Here is a 21,484-nt window from a genome sequence, read left to right on the forward strand (position 1 = left end):
TTCCTCCTCTTTCAAAACCACAATAATACTGAACGTATAGCTAGTAAAACTCCAATAATCTGAATTATTTTAATAATCAAATGATTTTTCTTAGAGTTTTCAAATTCATCTTTATTTAGGAGTGTAAGTAAAATTTTATATCCATCAGAGTTCAACACGGGGATCACATTCCATAATAATGCTAAAAAGAAGAAAATATATGATACCGACAACATATCCATTTTCAAGAATAACGTATTGATGATCTGGAACGTTAAAATAATGAATAAATTTATGTAAATACCTGCTGAATGAACAATGAGCTTTTCTTTTTTGGATAACATATAAATATCGTTTAGTTGAACATAAAAAGAAGGAAAAACATAAAAGTTCATTTTGAATCCAACTTTATTATGCTTCCGCCCAAAAAAATTCATGGATTTTATGTGGCCTAGCTCATGAATAAAGACATTAAAAATCATGTAAGAAGCAAAAATGAAATAGTTTTTCAGGTTATGTTCAAACCCAGGGAATTTATAACCGAAAAAATGAATAAAATAAAGATTAGACACAAGTAGTATTAAAAAAATTGTGATATAAATGGTGAAATTCACAGAATTAATTTTACTCTTATATTCGGTCAACTGCTCCTTTAAAGTTTCATTTAAATGGATAATACTTGTCTTATAAAATTCTTTTTTGCACTTATCTTTAACAAAGACTTCGTTTTCTACAAAAATTTCATATTCTTCGTTTTCAAACGTAAAACACTGCTTCATACCATATTCTCGTAGTAATTCATCATATATGGTGTTAACAAATCAATATTCTCTTCCGTTTTAAATAAAATATTGCAAATGTTACATATTGATGAAAATTGTTCCGGAATTTTAATATGATTAAATTCAGGGTTGCTCTGAACTATATCAATAAACCATTTAAACCCTTCCTTTCTCATAATGTAAAATAGAAGATTGGCGTTTAATTTTTCAATGGTTCTGTCAAACGTTTGATCCATACTTTCTCTCAAATGCAATTTGGTATCAAATACCGCTGGCGAGCAACAAGGATATATTTGACCATCAAAATGATACACGACTTCAAATCCAGGACAATGCAAACTCCTTTCGTTACTGAGTTTATAAATATGTTGAAAGCTGTCCGGTTCTTCATGTTTTGCTTCTCCAACTGGCATGAGTGGGAACTTTGTCACTCTGATCCCAAGCAAAGATTCTCCCATATATTCTAATATACGATTAGACATTTTACTTTTTGTTACAGCCATATTTAGCGCCACGCTCGTATTAGAGAAGTCTCTGCTACATTCCAGTATATTTTTAATGGCGTCTGCTTTAACGTATGGTTCATGAAATTCATCATAACTTATTGTTAGATTGGTCACATTGTAATACTCCATGTCGTTAAAATACTGTTCTGTTTTTTTTCTACTCATACCCCAAAAGCCGTTACTAATAAGGGTGATTCTCTTCTGATGAGGTTTTATAATTTCTAATAGCTCTTGTAAAAATGGATAGTTCAAAAAAATTTCTCCACCTGTGAATGAAATCAAGTTTACTTTTTTATTTTCAGCCAATTCATGGGCAAGTTGTCTTATGTAATTTGGCTCCATAGACTGAGTCGAGGCTGGAGAACAAGAAAAGCAGCAATGAGCGCAGGCTGCGTTACATTTCGCTCCCAGGTTTATGACCGCATTGTTATACATGAACATTTCCTTTCTACCGTTCTTAAATGAAGTGAGATGTAAAAGCGTTATTTCATACACAGTCGCTCGAAATTCCTACTAAATAATTCCTAATAAAGTAGCCAGACCCCATAATTAGTGGTTGGCAGTCTTCAGGCGCAAATTGTGCCAGAGCTCACATGAGTAATTCCCGTATGTATCAAAATTGATGAAGAAGCTTGGAGCTTTAGATGACTCAACCACTAATTTGAGTTTTAGCTTTTATGGAATTCACAGATTCAGAAAAGACATTTTACTTGCTTCCGCCTCCTGAACCTACAATCCAAGCACCCTCTCCAGATCTGACAAAATACCACATATCATTAACTTTAGCCAGTTTCTCCGATTTAGAAATCAATTCTTTAATCTCTAATTTTTTCATATGTATTCACCTCCTTCTAATTACCACCATTATACATGTAATTGTTATACAGACAAGTTAAAAATATGTGAAACCTATTAAATGATTGGATACTGCTGGGGATTAACGAGACTTTGATCAACATTGCTGAATCTTCGCCTAACAACTGAATATTCGTTTCCCTCATAGTGTTCTGACCATTGCTTTGCCTGAGCTGCATGACGAAGAGGTGTGCCGAGTCCGAAAATTGACAATGAGAAAGAATCTCAACTACAATAACAACAGCAATGATTATGCCTATGTGATTGTCAGGAGATGAGAAAAATGCCGCTGCAAGAACAGACAAGTCTATGGAGTGATACAACGATCAAGATGCTTGACGGGTATAGCGGTACTTTGCAGACAGGCAGTGTTCTTAGCGAAACTGAATTAACTTCAAATGTGCTGCTGCTGGCATATGGAGGGGAAGGGGAGCTTGCAATGGATGGCGAGGGTAGCCACATTGGAGCTTCTTTTGCCTGTCATGTGGTGAAGGGATCATCCTTTACGCTGACGGCCAGATCAGAGGACATTCATTATATTGTCATTATGTACAAGGCTTCTTCCATAGAGGGTGCCTCTCTTGTTGTGCCTTCATATCGCAAGCACCCGCTGCGCAGGTCATTTGTTCAAAACTCGGCAACCCATGCGGAATGGATCGAAAACGCCGAAAAAATCGTTGTCAAATGGCGCCGCGGTGAAGGACTGGAACGTTTCTATGCCAACGCTTTGCTTCAAGGAATGATCTACGAGCTGATCATGGAGTATGAACGGGGTCAAGGGGGAGCGGAGTCCGACATGGTGGATGTAGTCGCTTCTTATATCACATCGCACTATCGTCAAAACTTGGAGCTAAAAGAGCTGGCAGCCCTGGCGGGCTGTAGTGTAAGACAGCTGCAGCGACGATTCAAACAAGAGAAGCAGCTTGGACCGATGGAATACGTCATTCAGCTGCGTATGGAAAGTGCCTCACGCATGCTGCGTCATACGGATGCGTCCATTGGGGAAATTGCTGAAAAAATGGGCTACCGCGACATGTATTATTTCAGTAGGGCATTTAAAAAATATAATGGCGTCCCACCGCTACATTACCGGCATGCCGCCGCTTCGAGAAGAGATGCAGACTATGCGAATGCTTTGCTGCAACATCGCACAGCTTCTTCCTATGAATCAGCCGAAGGCCCGGTCATCTGCCATATGCGCGGGGAGTACACCGTCACCGAAATAGCACAGCGTATAGCTGTCCTCGATGTGCAATATGCTGATCATTTGCTTGCACTGGGCTTGTCTCCGGTAGGAAGTGTCGGACTTGGAAGTAGCGTGTTAACGTTCCCTCAATCACTCCGGTCAGGACTCCAGCATACAGCATTACTTGGTACGTATGAATACCCCGATCTCCAGGCGGTAGAGCGACTTGCGCCGGATCTGATTATTTGCACCGAGGTGCATGATCAGCACCATGAACTGTTAAGTGGAATCGCTCCAGTACTCATGTTCAAGCGTAACGAAAACTGGCAGACCATTCTAAGTCTGTTCGGTGAACTGACAGGCAAGCGAGCAGAGGCCAAGCAGATTATCGCGGATTATCATCGCCGAACAGCTTTGCTATCCGAGGAATTGTCCTCCGTACTGGCAGGAAAAAGTGTGGCATTGATTCGTCCACTCGATTCCCTCGTGCGCGTCCATTCTGCTGCTCATCGCACAGGCGCTGTGTTGTACCGGGATCTGGGTCTGCCCGTTCCGTTATTTGTGGCAGATACCACCGACACGGCCTATCATATCTCGGTTGAGAGATTACCTGCAGTACAGGCTAGCCACTACTTTTTGCTGAGTAATGAGTTTATGCAGGATGGGATATCTGCGACCGAGCAACGTGTCTGGGGGATGCTGGATACGGATGAAGGCCAGCACATACACTCGGTCGATGCCGCAACATGGATCGGTTGTTATGGGCCGACAGGTATTAATGGGATAGTGGATCAGATTGAACAGGCGTTGTTGGCTTGATAGGTAGTTGCTGGCGCTAGCCCGCTTGCAGCGAAAGTTGGTACGCTCTACCTTTTTTAAAGTTGATATGTTCCAAATGCATCGGAAGGTCGTCGGATTCCCCATGGGATAAAGAAGGGCCTTTTTGTTTTATTACTATACGGAAGGTTCCACTGCATACTCGCGTCCTGTACAACCCTGCATATATTCAGCGTATTCAAAGCCTATTGGATCGATTGGATAAGGGGTTGAGAAAACTAATAAATCTCCCTTATTAGCCAATTCACCTTCGCAATTGTAACAATATGGGTTATCATATACGTAGTTCAGGCACAAGTAGGAGGTGACTTAATGAGAAAAAATATTGCAATAATCATACTAATGGTTGGATTGGTAATAAGCATGTACTTCAACTATCAATTCAAAGCGTACAAAGATAATCAAGAAGTTGAATACACGGTTAAACTAAATCATGGAACTCAAATGGGTATAAAAGAATCAATCTTTAATTTAGATAATGTGATAAAAAGCTTAGAGGACGGCTCTTCGAAGGAAACAGTCATACATGCCTTAGGAAATGTGGCGGTATCTTTGAAAGTTGGTGAAGAATCATTTGTCTTTCTGAAATCCGACTTCAGGGAAGATCAATTATCATCAACTTATTTAATCTATAATGTGTTTAGAGATATGTATACGCATATAAGAGTAGAAATCATAGGCGAAATTTTATCGAATAAGATATCGCTAGAAAAAGAATCGAGAAATCAACTGATTAAGGATATTGGAGTGCTTAAACAAGATTTGGAGTATATCGATAGTCAATTTAACGAGGATATTCTGAAAGAACAAAGTCCTAAGTGGATTGAAAACAGATGGAAAGAGTTAATTGGAGAGATTGTAAATCGAAATACGGATTATAAGTTATATGAAAGAATGAAAATGAAATACAATCTATAATGAGTTCGTGAGAGACTATGATATAGGCGGATAACCCCGCACCAACTAACTGTGCTCATGTAGCAGCACCCTTTCGGGTGCTTTTAAGCCGGTGGTGGGTTAGCATCTACGAAACGACATCAAACCATAAGGAGGCCAATTACGTGATTAGATTGTGTAAAAGCATGGATACGGATGTAATGTATCAGATTATTAATGATGCAGCAAAGGCATACAAAGGAGTAATTCCTGACGATAGGTATCATGAGCCTTATATGACATTGGAAGAGCTAAAGTGCGAAATGAACGATGGTGTAGTATTTTGGGGGTTTGAAGAAAAAAATCAATTATTAGGAGTTATGGGAATTCAAGATAAGGGTGATGTATGTTTAATTAGACACGCATATGTACGAACAAACCAACGGAATAGCGGAATAGGTACGAAGCTTTTAACTCATATGGTGGCTTTAACAAATAAACCGATCTTAATAGGGACATGGGACTCAGCTGAATGGGCTAAGAAATTTTACTTAAAGAATGGTTTTAAACTGGTAGCACCTGATGAGAAGAAAAAGCTATTAAATACCTATTGGAATGTTCCAGAAAGACAAATTGAGACCTCTGTAGTCTTATGCGATAGCAAGAGGGCCACTTGACAAAATTTCAGAATATACAAGTTCAAATTAAATTAAAATTGGTTTCGTATAATATCATATTCCCGCGTAGGGGCTTGCGCCCTTTGATCTGCCCGTAATATTTCTGTGGAATGGATTAGCAGGTACATCCATTCCCTAAGATAAGGGCTATCTAAAGGGGGGCGTCGTGATGCTGGAACATTCCAGAAATTAATAAATCAAAATTTGAAAAGAGGTTTTTTCCTAAAACCGCTTATGTTTAGTTCTGGACGCTTAAGTGAAAGACTATAAGGAGGGACATAATGAAGCTTTTTCGTGGAAAAGAAGCTTTAATTCAAGATACTGATCTTATAAAACCTTCAATATATACGCCTCTTGGAACAATTGAACTTTCACTTGCTGCCTCTGGCGAATGTTATTTTCCTACTCACTGTACTCAGCTCAAACATGGCGGATTGCTCTACCAATATTACTACGACTCGTTTGATTGCGAGTTAGTGCTCTGTAATCTGAACCACAATCTTTCTTCACCTCAGGAAGTAGACGAATGCTGGGGAGCCGTATTTAGAATCAAACCCAATGCATATCATCAGATAAGCACTTGTAGCTTTTCTGCTTTGTGGAAAGAGGGATACAGCTGGGAAGATTACGGATCTGACACGGGAGAAAATCTTGAAGCTGTCGAATATGAGAATGAACAGTACCGCTTACACATAGGAACCCAAGAAGAACCACTGATAATGGGAAAAAGAAACCAAGGTGATAGGACTCCTAAATCTCTTGCTTTGAACTCTGCTTTTGAGAAGTGTAGTTTTGTCTTACATTCTGATCAAGGCATTGAAGTATCTATGACAGAGATTAATTCCCACCAGATATGCCAAGTACATTTTTTAATAGCATGGAAGAGAAAAATAGAAGAGGATATTTCTACTTGGTTAGCTGTAGACCAGCCTACGAAAGAAATCTTAAAGGGAGAAGATATTTGGTAAACGATAAACGAAAAAAGTCTATAAGGACCAAGAGATACAACTTTGAGCAAGTGGTGGAAGAGTTGTAGTACTTTACATAAAAATAGAGGATGAATTTTGATATACGTCTAAGGTAGAAGGAGAGCGTGTAATGAACAACATAAACTCTCATAATTGCAACCTAAATATAAGGTATGACCTGCCTGTTGAGGTATGGGATAAAGTTTCTAAAGTATATGAGAGTATGCCAGGGTGGATTGGTTATAAAAGTGGAATTCCATATTGGTTTGGAACTGAAGAGGATGATGTTTTCATTGAAGCATCCGTTGAGCCTAGTGGATTATCATTTTATGCACAGATGAATAGCGATGTATGGATATCTTGGATAGAAACATTTAAGTTGGAAGCGTCAAAAGTGTTGGGTTTTGATGTTGGTGAACCTGAAGATGGATATGTGTGATGAATGAACGAAGTTGTAAGAATCATGGGCAGTGAATACCCACGCTGGGTGACATAGGTGTCTGGAGGTATTGTTGCAGATCATCAATGGTAAGCTCATTCAGTGGCATGATAACTCAACTGAGCTGCGTAAAATCTATAGTGAAACATTTATGTTGGAGGATCTAAACCAATAAAATGATCTAAAAAGGATAAAAAGAAAAAAATGATAACCTCTATTAGCATTGATGAACGGAATGGGACCACATTTAATGAAGAGATCGTTATGAAACCTACATGGGCAGACAGTTTACGTTTTTTGAGAAAACTCGATGGAGATAAATTTACATTAGTTTTTTTTGAGGTATCTGACACAGGTTCAGCATTAGTTGGAGGCGGACCGGAATATTTTGTAGTGTCTATTACAATGGATGAACATATATATACGCTTATGAACGATAAGCGGGGAAATAGTGAAATTTCTCTAGTGATTGGTGGTCAGTTAGGAAATTATTGCGATAACATTTGTATAGAATTAATACCCATGGTTGAAGTACTAAAGTATTTTTATGAAACTGGTAAACTACACGAATTACATCAATGGAAACAAGAATAATTACTGGTCAGTCAGGGTTCTCGGGCTCGTAAACACCAAAGGTTATGTGCAATTGTATTAAAAGAGTTGGAGTAGGTGAGTTCAGTGGTGGAGAGAAAATTCAAAAGTCATTTTTTTTATATTGTTTTACTGTCAGTTCCATTTGTAGTATTAGAGATTTTACTTTTATTAAAATATCCTAACACCGGGTTAGGCAGGATTATAAGCTTACCCATGACCTTTTTGGTGAATGGTATGATTATTCTGATCTTATCCAGTTTAGTTTATTATTTGCTTAGATACACCAGATTTAGAGTTGTTGGGCGAGTTATTCTAGGATTAACGATATGTTCAACTCTTATCGTAACAGTATGGTTGTATCCGCAGGATTCATCCAAACATATTTCAAAAACTATAGTAGAAGATATTAAGAGTTTATGGAGTAAATGAGGAATTCGCTTGGTATATATTTTCTGATTAATTATTATTTCTAAAAAATCCATACATCAATTCTTAAAGAGGTGAAACTCCTGAAAGACAAAACCAAAGTGATGGCCTATTTTTGTTTATTTGGGGATGAATTCGATCCGAATCATGTAACTTCAATACTTAGAATCGAACCTACCAATACGGCTTACAAAGGCGACATAATTAACAAAAAGCATCGAATAAAAGAAACATCATGGACATTAGGTACGGATTATGAAGAATCATTAGATGTAAATCACCAATTAATAAAAGTAGTCGATATGTTAAGAAACAAAGTAAAAGAGATCAACTCGATTCGAATTGAACATCAATTAAGAACAAAATTTTTCATTGTAATAAGAATAGAAGAGGGGAAAACGCCTGCTCTTTATTTCGATTCTGATTTTATTGAATTTGTTAATATGATTCATGCTGAAATTGATGTTGATTTGTATGCAAATCCATATAATGATGAAAAATTGGAATAAGAAAATAAAGTTTGTAAGACACGCTTTGAAGGAATGGACATCAGATAACATTATGTAGGAATAAACGAACCTTAAGGCTCATCAATATCGGATAACAAAGTGTTTATGATGTGGGACAAGTATCCTTTTTGTTGAAAATAGTGGTGTTTTTCTTAAAGGAGGATTTAAATAATGAGAAAACGACATTCTATTGAAAAAGCGGAGTGGTCAGAAACAAGAGAGACCCATTATCACAAAGACTGCAAGGATATTGTATTTTCATTTGGCGATAGACTCATTGAAGTGGATGGCACGGTTTATTTGAAACGAAAAGAAGTCGAGATTAAGGTAATAAAACCTCTTAAACGAAAAACATTCTGGTATGAAACTTGGCTAAAGATCAAAGAAATCTACAGTACATAGTCTAATGAAATTCAACATGATCGCTTAAGAGCCAGTGAAGGTTGATTAATCATTTGGTGAGTAATACCTGGAGGTAATTGAATGACGATAATTTGTCTCGGAGGTGCCAGTTCCGTAGGTAAAAGTACCACTTGTCAGCAGTTCGCTACACAATATGATGCATTTATTGTCCCAGAAACAGGGTTCCTTTTTGAAGCTCCTCAACTTGAAGGTAAGGAACTTATGATGTGGTTGCTGGAGAGACAAATCGATAGATGGCATATAGCATATGAGAAGAATCAACAACATGAGTAAGTGAATTTGGATGGCGATGTATTTAAGATTTGGTACAGCTGGATATATGGTTATGAGCACCTATCTTTAGATGAAACAGCGAACTTTTTTAGAGAGAAGTTATTGAAGAATGAAATATCATTACCGGATGCTTATGTACTATTCTGGGCTGAAGAAGATGAGCTGCGCAAGCGAAAGGAGATGGATCAGACAAGATCCAGAAGAAATTTTGACAAACATCTGTGCATGATTGAACCTCAAATGAGATACTTCCATTACCTTAATGAACTGGTACCAGGATATGTAGGGATTCATAAAGCAGAGACTGTAGCAGATAATATACATCATATTGTAAAGCATTGCGAAACATTACCGCACATAAAAAAACGAGAGATCGAAATCCTTGATAAAGTAATTGATTTCTATAAAAGTACTACTCCTTAAGCTGTGTCTTGGATAACATACCAAATACTGCGATCAAAGGAAAAAGAAATATGTGAGGTGAGTTATGGGCGTAAGAAAAAAATATAAACGTAAAATCGTTCGCTCCAATCGATTATTTTATTGGTATGTTGAACCGGATATTGACGATGAAGGGATAATCAAATTACATATCGTTTCTGAGGATAAGAAGTTAATCGTCACTTATGAAGTTGGACAACACAGTATTAAGAACAAGATCCCATTTATAGTCATCATCGGAGAAGAATTCGAAGGATGGACAACAGAATATATAGGATACAGAAGAGTACTAACACCGAAATGGAGCGATGAGATCATCACGCCAAAATTGATAGGTGAAATCATTGATTGGTGCCTCTTGAAAGATAAAGAAATAAACATCGTTAATTGGAAAAGTGAGATTCTTCGGCCTCTCTCCTAGATGGATTGTAATTGCATTTGAAAATAATTTGGAGTCATATGGACTCTTTTGAAAACGCATACTCGAAAACAAGAGATGTAATTAACATTTAATATAAAAGGAGAGAAGCTAATGCAGATGAATCGTGGATATCACACGGTTAACAAAGTAATCGCTTGTGTTCTGTCATTCATATTTATCATTATGGCAATAGGGGTACCTGCCCACGCTGAAGAGAAACAGGTTGAGACTACACCATCCAGGATTCCTTTATCCAAGTTAGAGGAAACGATTGATGCTTATGTAGCCTCGTATGAGAAGTATACCGCTGCCGTTTCGGTTGTGGCTATCAAAGATGGTGAAACCATTGTGAATAAAGCATATGGTTACGCAGATATTGAGAATCAGCGAAAGGCGGATACCTCTACGGTTTTTGAATGGGCTTCCATCTCGAAACTGTTGGTCTATACGAGTGTGATGCAGCTTGTCGAACAAGGAAAGCTTGATTTGGAGACGGATATCCAAGAGTATCTGCCAGAGGGATTTTTCAAAAAGCTGAGATACGATGAACCGATTACCCTAATGAACCTGATGCATCACAATGCGGGTTGGGAAGATCAAACAGCGGCCGAAGTGTTTTATTACTCCGAGGATGAAACGTTAGAATCAGGAGAAACGTTGCGTAGAAATGAGCCGAAACAGATATATAAACCGAATAGCATAGTGGGTTATTCGAACTACGGCGTTGGTCTAGCTGGTTACATCGTGGAAGAGATAAGTGGCCAACCTTTTTATGAATATGTTGATCAACATATTTTCGAACCACTTCATATGAACGACACTTCAATTCATCCAACGGGGCAAGATCATCCAGACCTAGTACAAAGAAGAAATGAGATTGAAGGGTATACAAAAGATTTAAAACTGATCCCTGAGAACAGAGTATACGTAACGTTTTATCCTACAGGGGCAGCGATTGGGACAGCAGAAGATTTAGGAAAATTCCTTGCAGCATTGATGCCTGTAGATGATAGCAATGTATTATTTAAGAACAGGGATACGTTGAACGAAATGTTGTCAACAAGTCTATATTATGAAGGCACTTCTACTCCGCGATTTGCGCATGGGTTCGTTGAGATGGAATACTGGGTGCCTACACTGATGCACGAGGGGAATTTGAAAGCATTCTCCAGTAAACTTGTCTTTGATCCCGAATCTAAATTTGGGATGGTCGTCATGACAAACCAGTCTTTTGAAGAGATTTATTATTATGGGCTTACTAAAGAGATTTTCGGTGATAATGTCAATTCTAATAGAGTTACTTCGGAGGGGGGAGGATATTATCAACCCGCAAGACGGGCAGCCGCTAGATTTACTAATTTATTTACGTTTCTTGATATAACGAAATATACAAAAGCTGATTTAGCAAAGTCTTATAATGTTGTCGAGCATAATGGTATTGTTGAGAAAATTTCAGTCACTCCTTACATTGATTATTTGCCTGTATCGAATGTAAAGGTGAACTTAATTAAGATATCTCTTATTCCTGTTGCACTAGCCATCATTTTCAGTTTAATTGCTTTGATCGGCTATTTGATCCGGATGCTTCTTAACAAGCTATATAAACGAGGAAATCCTAATACCAATTTTAATAAATATCATCTTGTAATTAACTTTGCAGGTGTGGCACTCCTTCTTAATCTTTTCATCCTACAAACGAAGTTGAGGTTTCCCAATTATCCTGCTTATTCTTCGATACGCATCAATTTAATGTTTAACCTACTTTATGTGGTTCTAGCAATGGCGTATCTTGGCTTGCTTATCTACAAACTGCGGAAGAACAGTTATAGCAAAAAGCAAAAGGTGATGTACATCATGTCTGGCATCTCGGCGCTCATCTTGGCTGCTTTTATTGTGGGATGGAATTTGTATGTTTAGAGAGGTAAACGCTGAGTGTAGATATTTCAAACATTACAATGGCTCGTGGATGACTTCTATAGATAAGTGAAATATTAAGTGGGGTCAATTAAAAGGAGTAAAGGCAGCAGTTCCTTATTGGGGACTGCTGTCTTTGTGTTAGTATGCCCTTTGGTAACTTGTGCCTTGGCAAATTGAAGGGGGATCAAGATCATCCTATTTTTTGTCTCTCAATATAAATATTTTAATGAAACTGTAAATGACCACTAGAATATTCAATAATAATAGACCTATATATCCATCCGTTAACTTTGTTCGTTCAATCCACTTGTTCACTAACTCTCCAGAGAGAGCTTGTTTTTCTAAATATTTATTTATATCATTCGGATGGATTTCATCCATATATATAAGTGGAAACTCCATGCTATTGGAAGAAGCAGCTAGGGGCGGATAGAACTCTACCCATTTCTGACCTGCCCATCGATCATACTTATAATGAAAGTCTGCGCTGGACTCAAGATTGTCCCACCTGAGAAAACCCAATATGATTAGAATACAAAGTGTAAAGACGCTAAATATTAACTTCTTGTTATTCAAAATATACCCCATCCTTATGTGTGTACTACTAACAATATCACTGTGTGAAAACAACTTCATCAATCGTTATATTCTAACAGTATTTTCGTTATCTGTAAGCAGATTGTTTCCTCCCCGCTGAAATGGTAGTAAGGTAACCAACCCTAAACATAAGGCCGTATTGTTTCTGACCTATTTTTCCGGGCCATACCCTGAGACACTCCTTCGCCACTCAGTTGCTGGAAAACGGGATAGATCTACGATACTTTCAGGAGCTACTACTCGGTCATACGAGTGCACGAACAACTCAGCGATATACGCATATTAGTAAGAAAAATATTCAACGCATTCAAAGTCCATTGGATCGTATGGACATGGGAGATTGAGTATCCTGATATATCTCCCTTTTTCACCAGATTTTTCTTCGCAAATATCATTGCATAGGTTATCATATACGTAGTTCAGAAATCAGGCAGGATTTGTGGTATTTACGAAATACATAGATTGGATGTTAGACGAAATTATAGTAGAGGATTGATAAACATGGAATTGAATAAAATAATAGAATCTTTATTGGAAGAGAATAAAACAAACAAATCATACGAAATGTTAGAAACACTTATAATGAAAGTTTTGCAACAACACTTTCATGAAAAAGGTAAGGAGTTAATTCCTAGTTATATTATAAAAAATGATTTCTATTATGGAGAGTTTGATGGGTTTGCACCAGACGGAACTGAGAATCTTGAAGGTTCTACAATTTTTGAAGTCAAATTTTATAGAAGTAAAAGTTCGACTATTAAATTATTTGCGGAGAAAAATTTAGAAAAAATAAATAATAGAATAATAAAAAGTGGGTTGGAGGTTAGAAATATTGTATTTATCATTACGCTAGAGCTTAATGAAGAAGAAAAAGAGAAATTAAAAGAGCAATTCAATAAACAAGAAAATATTAATATCGAAGTGTGGGATCTTAATGACTTAACAAAAATATTTGAATTATACCCCCAAACAGTTAATGAAACATATGAAAATATATCCAAACTTTTGATAAACACTAAAATATCTACAAGTATAAAAGAAAGCACGAGTGATTGGAAAAGCAAACAAAGAACTAGTATCGAACAATTAAAAAAAGCATATACGGATGATGATTTAGTATTATTTTTAGGGGCTGGCGTCTCAATAGATACAAAGATTGCATCATGGGACAATTTAGTTAATGATCTTTTGGTCAATTTGATAGGAAGCAAATTAAGTGAACATAATGTAAATTTAAGCGAAGCGGAAAAAGCTTTTATTGTAGAAAAACTAAAAAATTCTAATGGGAATTCTCCATTATTGATGGCTAGGTATATCAGAAAAGGTTTAGAAGATGTATTCAGTAAAATACTTGTAGAAATATTATATAAAAATTGTATAGATACCTCCGATTTGCTTGACGGAATTGCCCAGTTATGTTTACCTGTGAGGAATAGAGTTGGCATTAGAGGAGTTGTTAATTATAACTTTGATGATTTGTTAGAGTACAATTTAAAAGAATATAAAATAAAGTTTAGGTCAATTTATAGAGAAGCTGACCTGCCATTGTCACACGAACTTGGCATTTATCATGTTCATGGATTCTTGCCAAGAAATTCTGATGAATACAATAGCTTATCTAAATCTTTGCTTGTATTTTCTGAAGAAGGGTACCATGATTTAATGCTTGATCCGTACAATTGGTCGAATTTGGTGCAACTTAATTATTTAAGAGAAAATACGTGCTTATTCATCGGCTTATCTATGACTGATCCGAATTTAAGAAGATTACTGGATATAGCAGTAAGAAAGCAGGAAGAAAATTTATATAAGCACTTCGTTTTTATGAAGCGTGAGTCATATGTAAGAGAAGAATACGATCAAACTAATATTAATAATACGAGTATAGAGAAGTTCGATGTTGTTAATCAAAAGTTGCAAGAAGACTACTATAAAGAACTGGGTCTTAACATTGTGTGGTACGACTCATATAAAGAAATACCAAACCTAATAAAACAAATAAAAGAGTGATGTGAGACTATTCAGAGAAGAAAATAACTTCGTCTAACAAAATATTCACGCTGAGGGCGTATGCCCTTGGCCCGGCATTCGCCGGACACCAAGCATGCGCTATGGCGTGAATACAGGAACGTTATTTGAAATTATATTAAGTGCTTTTTAAAGACTGAAAAATAAAGTTAAATTCAAGTAGATACCTTCATAGAAATGAAAGTAGGTGTTGGAAATAAACCTGTACCGTGGATTTGTCGCCAGCATTTCAGCTACAGATTTTGAAAAATATTGTTTTGAAGTATTGAAGGCATATGCTGAGACTGAAGAGCTTAAGGATTTTTCAATACTCCATAATCAAAAAGTTCAGACCAGTGATGGAGAATATCAAATAGATATTATGGCTGAATTTATGGCCTTGTCTGTAAGTTTTAAGGTTATTGTTGAATGCAAGCGTTATACAAGACCTGTAGAACGTGAAAAAATCGTAGTTTTAGCGGATAAGGTACGAAGTTTAGGAGCACACAAAGGAATATTAATTTCTACTTCTGGTTTTCAAAGCGGAGCGGTGGAATATGCACAGCAGCATGGAATTGCTTTGATACAAATATTTGATAAGGTTGTCATGCATATTCAAGCTTCTAGCTATCCTCAAGTGGATCCTATACTCTCAGAATTTATTGAACGATCTCCTGATTTTTACGCATATCAATGGAGTACTAATTTAATTGATTTTCCTGATAAAAAGATATATCCATCAGAGAGAATATTGTTAAAAATCAGGGAGGAAATAATGAAAAAAATCCCTAAAAGGATTGAGTAAATGCAACTTCAAATAGAACCTCGCATAACATAATATTCAAGCATCGGGCATACGCTCTCGGTTCCAGCAGAAGAATTTCGGGCGAAGTAGTATGCAGCCGGACACCTCAGCCTATGCTGAGGTCGTGAATACAGGGACGGTAACTGAAATCATCGATTAATTTAAAACCTTGGAGAATACATATATAAGTACTAGTAAATCTTAACATAAAGAGAGAGATAGGTAGTAGCTAGTGAATCCAAAGAAAAGGGTGATCCCTTCCACTCCTATTCCCATAATAAAATCAATAGAATCAATACACGAAGATATGAGAAATATAAAAATGGGAGAGCTAATTTCAATAAGTATGGGGTATAATACCATTTATGATTTTTCTCATAGGCATGTTTAAAAATGATATTAAGAGCTGATTTAGAATATTCAAACTGCGAGCCTGTCTGCTCTTGATTTGCCAACGGTATGTTTGAACAGACAGATACATCCATTCCCCGAGATAATAACTATCTAACGGGGAATGGATGTCCCGAAGTCATTTTATTAAAAAATTAAGGGGGGAAAACCATGTGTAAAACGGATGTAGCAGTTAATGCAGGGGTGCATAATTCTACAGGTCTTGAATTTCAGAAGCATTGCGCGTTATTGTTCATAATAGAAGATTATGAAAATCTAAAAGATAAAAATTATTTTTTATCAATTGAACATCATGATGATATTATATTCTGTTTTAAAGATGAAAATAATGATATTAATTTTGTGAATTCATACCAAGTAAAAAAGGCTTCTTCAGAGTGGACGATGAGTGAAGATCTGTTTGAAATAATCAAGAAAATTACCATTGTTGGGGACAAATTAATCAATGAAGATTTCCCAAGATCACATTCTTACTCACATAAGCTCTATTTTGCTACTAATCATGCGATTAAGCTGAGTAACGGAAAGAGAAAAAAAGGTGAGACAAAGAATTTAACTATTAATGAGGCAAACAATGAGCAGCATTTCGCACTGATTGACCAGGAAATTAGAGATAGGATTATTTCACAAATTGAACTAAATGGATTTAAAACAAAGAAACAGCTTTCTAATGTTTACTTATCTTTTGTGGATCTACCAAAGACTACTAAAAGTCAATTAGCAGTTCTTATAGGGCGATGTGAAGATTTGTTAGGTGACAAAATTAGTGATTCTAAGGCGGTTATAGATACATTACTTAAGATGTTTAGAAAAATTGAGAATACATTTAACCAAGGAAACCAGGCTAAGATTCTAGATGAGTCAAAAAGAATAGAGTCTACTACGATTAATGATGTATTTAATATTGTAACTAAAAAGAAAATGGCCTTTAGCTTTTGGCGTACAAAAGCAGAGACGATTTGTAATGATTTAAATTTGGTTGTCAATGAGCGAAAATCGTTTGTATCTTATTTTGAGAATAGTTTTGACTTATTTAAAGATCTTGAACAAGGTGAACACCAACGTATTTTAAAGTTTGTAACTAAAAATATGAATGTAACTAAGGAATATAGAACACATATTGAGTGTGTTAGACATTTATGTGAAAAGTTTTTTGAATCAATTGACTCGCAATTGAGTGAGATTGAAATTAAAGCTGCAATATACGCTGCATATGTAGAGATGGGGGATATGGATGAATATTAAACTACAATTCAACCGATTATTTGTATACTCAGAAGACAAAGGAAAGTTTTTTAATTGTTTTTTTGGTGATAAATTAAATGTAATATATGGAAAAAACACATCGGGGAAGAGTACTCTATTCCATTCAATCTTATATGCTATGGGGATTAATGAAAATAACAAACTTCTAAGCGAAATTTTAGAATACGATGTTTTTTTTAGACTTGATTGTAGCTTAGTCCGTGATGATAAAGTTGAAAGAATTTCATTTATAAGAGAAGCCGAAACATTAGTAATCGTCTCGGACAATGCACCAACCAAGAAATTTATAGGTATAAGTGCTAATACATCAACAGAACATGTAAGGTTGAAAGAATACATAAATAACATTTTTGGATTTTCTTTAAAGTTGGAACAAAAAGGTGTAATAAAAAGTGCTCCACTAGAGGCATTAGTTTTACCATATTATGTATCTCAGTCAGTTGGTTGGGTATACCTTAGAAAGTCATTTAATAACCTAGATTTTTTTAGGAATTTTAAAGAAGATTATTTAGATTATTATACTGGAATCACAAATTTTGTTGATCGAGAGGAGAAATTAGAACTTGAGAAGCGTCTTAGAAGTAAGGAAAGTGAGATAGAATTTTTTTCTAATATGGAGCAAAATAATGAAGAGTTAGCCATCTCAAAATTAGTTGATGAGAAATATTTAATTATTTCAATTCAATATTTAGAAGAATACAGTTCGAGGCAGTTATATTTGAGTAATTTGGAAAAAGATTATACTTTAAAATGTAATGAACTCAGTTACTTAAATAAACGAGAAAGTATTCTAAGGAGAGTTTTATCGAATCATAAAAAACAAGCTCCTCAAGATGGAACTTGTCCAACCTGTGAGCAAACATTATCTGATGATATTATAGATTGGTATAAGTACTACCAAGAAGAAAATGATACTATTAATGAAGTCAAAAAGTGTAAAGAAGAGTCTAAAAAGGTGAAGTCGAAAATAAATTCCTTAAGAAAATCAATTGAGACAGAAAAGTTAGAACTTATAAGACGTTATAATATCTTGAATAATCGAAACGAGTCTGGTATTACGTTAAACAGTTGGATTGATAACAAAGCAAATGTAAAATTAATTGAGAATTGTGAGAGAAAAATTGGACAACTTATATTGGAAAAAAAGAAAATTGAAGAGGACCTAAAGAAGTTTAGTACAGAAGAAGAGGTTCTAAAAGAACGCAACAAAAAAGGCAGTGAGTTTGCAAGTTTATTCGTAGATTATTTGAGAGAAATGGGGATAAGTAATCTTTTTGAACGGAGATACAATCACTTGTTTGAGATTACAGCATTCCCCTTACAAGGGGTTGAACTACACAAGACAGTTATGGCTTATCATTTTGCTTTCAATAAATACATTAAAGCAACAAGTTATATTCATCGAATTCCATTTATGCTCGATGCGATATTCAAGGAAGATATCGACATAGATAATAAAGATAAAATATTGAAATTTATCGAAAAGCATAAACCAAGTGACACTCAAACAATAATTTCAATAGCAGATACAAAAAATGAAAGAGAAGTTATAAAAGGGTATAATAAAAATTACTTTTATAATGAAGCAACATTGATTTGTATAGGGGATTCTAACAGTGAAAGAGCATTTTTAAGTGATTATAATAATTTTGATGATGATTACATTGAACAAACAATCAATTATCTAAATGGAGGATAAATGAAGACGATGTAGTATTTATATTAAATTAAACCTTGTGATTTATTTAATTGCTCCTTTAGAGATTTAATGATGAATAAATTGAGTAGGAAAATACACATTAAAAGGCTTGAAGGCTAATAAAGAAAAAATTAAAGAAATAGCTAATTGTCAGTTGTATATTCTTGAATGATAATTCAGACAACACACGACCCGTCCTAAGATAGGAGCTATTTTAAGTCGGGTCATGTCGTGTCGTGAATATGATAACGTTAACTGAAATCACCGATTGTTTTAAAATCTAGGGAAAAGTACATAAATAATACTGGTAAATCTACATATTAAAAAACAAAGAGACAGATAGTAGCGAGTGAATCAGAAGAACTGGATGACCTCCTTCGGCGGGGCGGCTATTTTTCACAAAAAATTAATAGAATCAATAAATGGTGAAATGAGAATAAGGTGAGAAAAAGGAGAGCCAGATCAAAAAGCATGGATTATAATGTCATTACATTTAAAGACTGTATTAAGGACTATTGTTTAGTGTGGTAAAAAGAGTTAAATTAGTCTATCGAAGAGGATGGAGAAAGAATATTCCTGTTTCATCACTAACGCTCCTCAGTCGCCAAGTGGGTTTTCGTAGAAGTGGATTGCTACACATTCAACTGGCTAAGTCTAAAGACTCGGTGCTATGCACCTTAAGCCGCTTGAACGTCAGTAGTGCAAGCACGTTATAGTAAATCAGCACCAGAATTAATCTTTAATAACCGACTATCGAGAATACTGAGGAGTGATTTTATGGCATTATGGAAAAATGAAGTGAAGAAAATTAATATCGAAAATACAATAGATAAAGTAGTAGAGGATTATAAAACAAAGATAATAAAAGAGTTGGATATAGAGGATATGAAATACGAGATTAAAAAGGAATCAGTTAAAATCAAAGAGGATTATCCTGATGAAACCGTGAAAGCAAGTTGTATACCTAATAGAGCAACTCCTATATTAACTGACAAGATTGAGGCTGAATATTTTTTACGGAAGCCATATGTGTCACTATAAATTCTTTATTTTCTTCAATTCAAGAATCAGATTTGTTTTATGAACTAGCTGATACTTTTGTTGAATTCGCTTTTATTCATGAGTTAGTTCATATCAAACAAATCAAAAATGGCATGACTTTTGAAGAGTATTTTGCAACCAGATACATAGATAACGAATATGAGAAAGAGGCTAATGAGATTGGATTAGTACTACTGAGAAAAATATTCGATGTTAATGATTTGACAATGGATATATTCGTAGAAAAGCTAAAATTAATATAATTCATGAATGAAAGTCAAAAAGAAATCTTTAAAACGTGGACTTTCCTTGTAAAGTGCTGACCTCATATAACATAATATTCACGGTGCGAGTGTTACGATCCAGCAGAGTAATTCCATTGGTATGTTTAAAACTTATTCATAAAACTTGAAGAGAGGAGTCATAAAATGAATGAGAACGAACTACAAAATGTAAATATAAACGAATCGTTTTCAAAAGAATTGATAAATACTAGCTTAGATTTAACTATTGATTATAGTGAAGTAGCACTTGACGCATTATTAAGTGATAACATCACCAGTGAAATTCCAATAGTGAAGACTATAGTATCTCTAGGTAAATTAGGAAGTTCAACAAAACAACTTCACTTTACTAAAAAAGTACTTTGTTTTTTGAGAGAGTTCCATTCGAGAAATTTGACAGATAATTTTTGTGAATTTAAAAATAAGCTTAAAACTGACGATAAGTTTAAATACAAGGTAACAGAACAAATAATATTGATTATAGATAGATTAAGGACTGAAAAACGGTCTGTTTTGTTTGCTAAGTTGTTTATAGGCCACATACAAGAAAAATATGATTGGGAGACGTTTTGCTACTTCTCGGAATGTTTAGATTCAATGCAACCTATTGACATAGATGTTCTTAGGTATTTATTTGATAAAGAATCTGATGAAATTGAGAATATAGATGTTGTTTTATTTGATAAATATATGCTCTTTGCTTCTGTTGAGAGATTAAAATCATTTGGGTTTGTAGGTTTTGAAGGGATGACTTGGATTGATTCTAAAAGGAAGGCATTTATCAGTAGCCTAGGAATAGTTCTCTACAATGCAATAGCGATTTAAATAGCCCGTTCAGATACATTCTTCTGAATACCATTGTATTAATACTGGTTATGCTAGAATGCTTTTTAGGAAATAACTCAGCAGGCTAATCCATCTTCGAATTCCCAACGGAGTAATGTTTCAAACACGATATGTACTTAGACATTGTACACTTAGGATGAGAATGCTAAAACGTGGCATCTTGAATCGTTTGCTTAGTCTGTCGAGAGTGCTTTTTTTATTTATTGTATCATAGAAGATTATAAAGTGGAGCTATATGTCGCAGAGCGAACTTTTTGACCTGTTCGAAAGCGACATATTTGGTTTTCTTTCGTTTCTGGTTAATGGCGGTTGAAAAATCTGTAAAATATTAAACTAGCCTTCACAAAGGGCTTTATGTGATGAAGCATTGCATGAAGTTATTAGAGGAAGTTACTAATGATGAACCAATTGTACCAGTG

Annotated in this window: 21 protein-coding genes and 1 pseudogene; 19 read left to right on the forward strand and 3 right to left on the reverse strand. The window is 35.3% G+C overall.

The window, feature by feature from the left end:
• Nucleotides 1–11 precede the first annotated feature (11 nt).
• From MHI48_RS07895 to MHI48_RS07905, 3 genes are all read right to left on the reverse strand, one after another.
• On the reverse strand, nt 12–758 hold the full coding sequence (locus tag MHI48_RS07895) for a hypothetical protein (RefSeq protein ID WP_036610592.1): 747 nt from the start codon (nt 756–758) through the stop codon (nt 12–14).
• Nucleotides 755–1,702 (reverse strand): YydG family radical SAM peptide epimerase, encoded by a 948-nt coding sequence (locus MHI48_RS07900; protein WP_036611077.1) that lies wholly within the window; start codon nt 1,700–1,702, stop codon nt 755–757. Before MHI48_RS07900 ends, MHI48_RS07895 begins: the two co-directional genes overlap by 4 nt.
• A 271-nt stretch (nt 1,703–1,973) precedes the next feature.
• Nucleotides 1,974–2,102, reverse strand: a complete 129-nt coding sequence (locus tag MHI48_RS07905; RefSeq protein ID WP_036669347.1) for an epipeptide YydF family RiPP — start codon at nt 2,100–2,102, stop codon at nt 1,974–1,976.
• Nucleotides 2,103–2,405: 303 nt separating this feature from the next.
• Here MHI48_RS07905 and MHI48_RS07910 point away from each other — a divergent pair, with 303 nt between their 5' ends.
• The 19 genes and pseudogenes from MHI48_RS07910 to MHI48_RS08000 all read left to right on the forward strand — a co-directional run bounded on the left by MHI48_RS07910 (nt 2,406) and on the right by MHI48_RS08000 (nt 21,044).
• Complete coding sequence (locus tag MHI48_RS07910) at nt 2,406–4,127, forward strand: helix-turn-helix domain-containing protein (RefSeq protein ID WP_036669350.1); 1,722 nt, start codon at nt 2,406–2,408, stop codon at nt 4,125–4,127.
• Nucleotides 4,128–4,457: 330 nt separating this feature from the next.
• Complete coding sequence (locus MHI48_RS07915) at nt 4,458–5,063, forward strand: hypothetical protein (RefSeq protein WP_036669352.1); 606 nt, start codon at nt 4,458–4,460, stop codon at nt 5,061–5,063.
• 164 nt (nt 5,064–5,227) lie between these two features.
• Nucleotides 5,228–5,698 carry a GNAT family N-acetyltransferase gene (locus tag MHI48_RS07920; RefSeq protein ID WP_338708090.1) on the forward strand — a complete coding sequence of 157 codons (471 nt, stop codon included), beginning with the start codon at nt 5,228–5,230 and terminating at the stop codon, nt 5,696–5,698.
• 281 nt (nt 5,699–5,979) lie between these two features.
• Nucleotides 5,980–6,666 carry a hypothetical protein gene (locus MHI48_RS07925; protein ID WP_036669357.1) on the forward strand — a complete coding sequence of 229 codons (687 nt, stop codon included), beginning with the start codon at nt 5,980–5,982 and terminating at the stop codon, nt 6,664–6,666.
• 130 nt (nt 6,667–6,796) lie between these two features.
• On the forward strand, nt 6,797–7,105 hold the full coding sequence (locus tag MHI48_RS07930; protein ID WP_036669359.1) for a hypothetical protein: 309 nt from the start codon (nt 6,797–6,799) through the stop codon (nt 7,103–7,105).
• Between the two features lie 264 nt (nt 7,106–7,369).
• The gene (locus MHI48_RS07935; protein ID WP_405143641.1) at nt 7,370–7,699 is read left to right on the forward strand and encodes a hypothetical protein; all 330 of its coding nucleotides are present in this window, start codon (nt 7,370–7,372) and stop codon (nt 7,697–7,699) included.
• Nucleotides 7,700–8,199: 500 nt separating this feature from the next.
• Nucleotides 8,200–8,634, forward strand: coding sequence for a DUF4279 domain-containing protein (locus MHI48_RS07940; protein WP_235193760.1), 435 nt, complete (start codon nt 8,200–8,202; stop codon nt 8,632–8,634).
• A gap of 171 nt (nt 8,635–8,805) precedes the next feature.
• On the forward strand, nt 8,806–9,036 hold the full coding sequence (locus MHI48_RS07945; RefSeq protein ID WP_036610572.1) for a hypothetical protein: 231 nt from the start codon (nt 8,806–8,808) through the stop codon (nt 9,034–9,036).
• An 81-nt stretch (nt 9,037–9,117) separates the two neighbouring features.
• Entirely contained in the window at nt 9,118–9,330 is a 213-nt protein-coding gene (locus MHI48_RS07950) for a hypothetical protein (protein ID WP_405143643.1), read from the forward strand.
• A complete protein-coding gene (locus MHI48_RS07955; protein WP_405143645.1) occupies nt 9,331–9,753 on the forward strand; it encodes a hypothetical protein in 423 nt (140 codons plus the stop codon). It begins immediately after the preceding gene.
• Between the two features lie 64 nt (nt 9,754–9,817).
• Nucleotides 9,818–10,192 carry a hypothetical protein gene (locus tag MHI48_RS07960; RefSeq protein ID WP_036669364.1) on the forward strand — a complete coding sequence of 125 codons (375 nt, stop codon included), beginning with the start codon at nt 9,818–9,820 and terminating at the stop codon, nt 10,190–10,192.
• 111 nt (nt 10,193–10,303) lie between these two features.
• Nucleotides 10,304–12,109, forward strand: coding sequence for a serine hydrolase domain-containing protein (locus tag MHI48_RS07965; protein ID WP_405143647.1), 1,806 nt, complete (start codon nt 10,304–10,306; stop codon nt 12,107–12,109).
• Nucleotides 12,110–12,870: 761 nt separating this feature from the next.
• Nucleotides 12,871–13,050: pseudogene (locus tag MHI48_RS07970) on the forward strand (tyrosine-type recombinase/integrase); the annotation flags it as partial.
• Nucleotides 13,051–13,207: 157 nt separating this feature from the next.
• Nucleotides 13,208–14,716: an SIR2 family protein gene (locus MHI48_RS07975; RefSeq protein ID WP_405143649.1), complete on the forward strand. Its 1,509-nt coding sequence runs from the start codon at nt 13,208–13,210 to the stop codon at nt 14,714–14,716.
• Between the two features lie 208 nt (nt 14,717–14,924).
• Nucleotides 14,925–15,518, forward strand: a complete 594-nt coding sequence (locus tag MHI48_RS07980; protein WP_076327191.1) for a restriction endonuclease — start codon at nt 14,925–14,927, stop codon at nt 15,516–15,518.
• Between the two features lie 561 nt (nt 15,519–16,079).
• On the forward strand, nt 16,080–17,174 hold the full coding sequence (locus MHI48_RS07985) for a hypothetical protein (protein ID WP_076327190.1): 1,095 nt from the start codon (nt 16,080–16,082) through the stop codon (nt 17,172–17,174).
• Nucleotides 17,164–18,894 carry a hypothetical protein gene (locus MHI48_RS07990; RefSeq protein WP_076327189.1) on the forward strand — a complete coding sequence of 577 codons (1,731 nt, stop codon included), beginning with the start codon at nt 17,164–17,166 and terminating at the stop codon, nt 18,892–18,894. Before MHI48_RS07985 ends, MHI48_RS07990 begins: the two co-directional genes overlap by 11 nt.
• A gap of 777 nt (nt 18,895–19,671) precedes the next feature.
• On the forward strand, nt 19,672–19,935 hold the full coding sequence (locus MHI48_RS07995; protein WP_076327188.1) for a hypothetical protein: 264 nt from the start codon (nt 19,672–19,674) through the stop codon (nt 19,933–19,935).
• A gap of 428 nt (nt 19,936–20,363) precedes the next feature.
• Nucleotides 20,364–21,044 carry a hypothetical protein gene (locus MHI48_RS08000; protein ID WP_076327186.1) on the forward strand — a complete coding sequence of 227 codons (681 nt, stop codon included), beginning with the start codon at nt 20,364–20,366 and terminating at the stop codon, nt 21,042–21,044.
• Nucleotides 21,045–21,484 lie beyond the last annotated feature (440 nt).

This window comes from Paenibacillus sp. FSL H7-0942, from assembly GCF_045040715.1.
Lineage (GTDB): Bacteria > Bacillota > Bacilli > Paenibacillales > Paenibacillaceae > Paenibacillus > Paenibacillus amylolyticus.

Bases quoted from the DNA above. Each gene is read 5' to 3' on its own strand.
- MHI48_RS07895 (WP_036610592.1), bottom strand. From the start codon at position 758: ATGAAGCAGTGTTTTACGTTTGAAAACGAAGAATATGAAATTTTTGTA.
- MHI48_RS07900 (WP_036611077.1), bottom strand. From the start codon at position 1,702: ATGTATAACAATGCGGTCATAAACCTGGGAGCGAAATGTAACGCAGCC.
- MHI48_RS07905 (WP_036669347.1), bottom strand. From the start codon at position 2,102: ATGAAAAAATTAGAGATTAAAGAATTGATTTCTAAATCGGAGAAACTG.
- MHI48_RS07910 (WP_036669350.1), top strand. From the start codon at position 2,406: ATGCCGCTGCAAGAACAGACAAGTCTATGGAGTGATACAACGATCAAG.
- MHI48_RS07915 (WP_036669352.1), top strand. From the start codon at position 4,458: ATGAGAAAAAATATTGCAATAATCATACTAATGGTTGGATTGGTAATA.
- MHI48_RS07920 (WP_338708090.1), top strand. From the start codon at position 5,228: ATGGATACGGATGTAATGTATCAGATTATTAATGATGCAGCAAAGGCA.
- MHI48_RS07925 (WP_036669357.1), top strand. From the start codon at position 5,980: ATGAAGCTTTTTCGTGGAAAAGAAGCTTTAATTCAAGATACTGATCTT.
- MHI48_RS07930 (WP_036669359.1), top strand. From the start codon at position 6,797: ATGAACAACATAAACTCTCATAATTGCAACCTAAATATAAGGTATGAC.
- MHI48_RS07935 (WP_405143641.1), top strand. From the start codon at position 7,370: ATGAAACCTACATGGGCAGACAGTTTACGTTTTTTGAGAAAACTCGAT.
- MHI48_RS07945 (WP_036610572.1), top strand. From the start codon at position 8,806: ATGAGAAAACGACATTCTATTGAAAAAGCGGAGTGGTCAGAAACAAGA.
- MHI48_RS07950 (WP_405143643.1), top strand. From the start codon at position 9,118: ATGACGATAATTTGTCTCGGAGGTGCCAGTTCCGTAGGTAAAAGTACC.
- MHI48_RS07960 (WP_036669364.1), top strand. From the start codon at position 9,818: ATGGGCGTAAGAAAAAAATATAAACGTAAAATCGTTCGCTCCAATCGA.
- MHI48_RS07965 (WP_405143647.1), top strand. From the start codon at position 10,304: ATGCAGATGAATCGTGGATATCACACGGTTAACAAAGTAATCGCTTGT.
- MHI48_RS07975 (WP_405143649.1), top strand. From the start codon at position 13,208: ATGGAATTGAATAAAATAATAGAATCTTTATTGGAAGAGAATAAAACA.
- MHI48_RS07985 (WP_076327190.1), top strand. From the start codon at position 16,080: ATGTGTAAAACGGATGTAGCAGTTAATGCAGGGGTGCATAATTCTACA.
- MHI48_RS07990 (WP_076327189.1), top strand. From the start codon at position 17,164: ATGAATATTAAACTACAATTCAACCGATTATTTGTATACTCAGAAGAC.
- MHI48_RS07995 (WP_076327188.1), top strand. From the start codon at position 19,672: ATGGCATTATGGAAAAATGAAGTGAAGAAAATTAATATCGAAAATACA.
- MHI48_RS08000 (WP_076327186.1), top strand. From the start codon at position 20,364: ATGAATGAGAACGAACTACAAAATGTAAATATAAACGAATCGTTTTCA.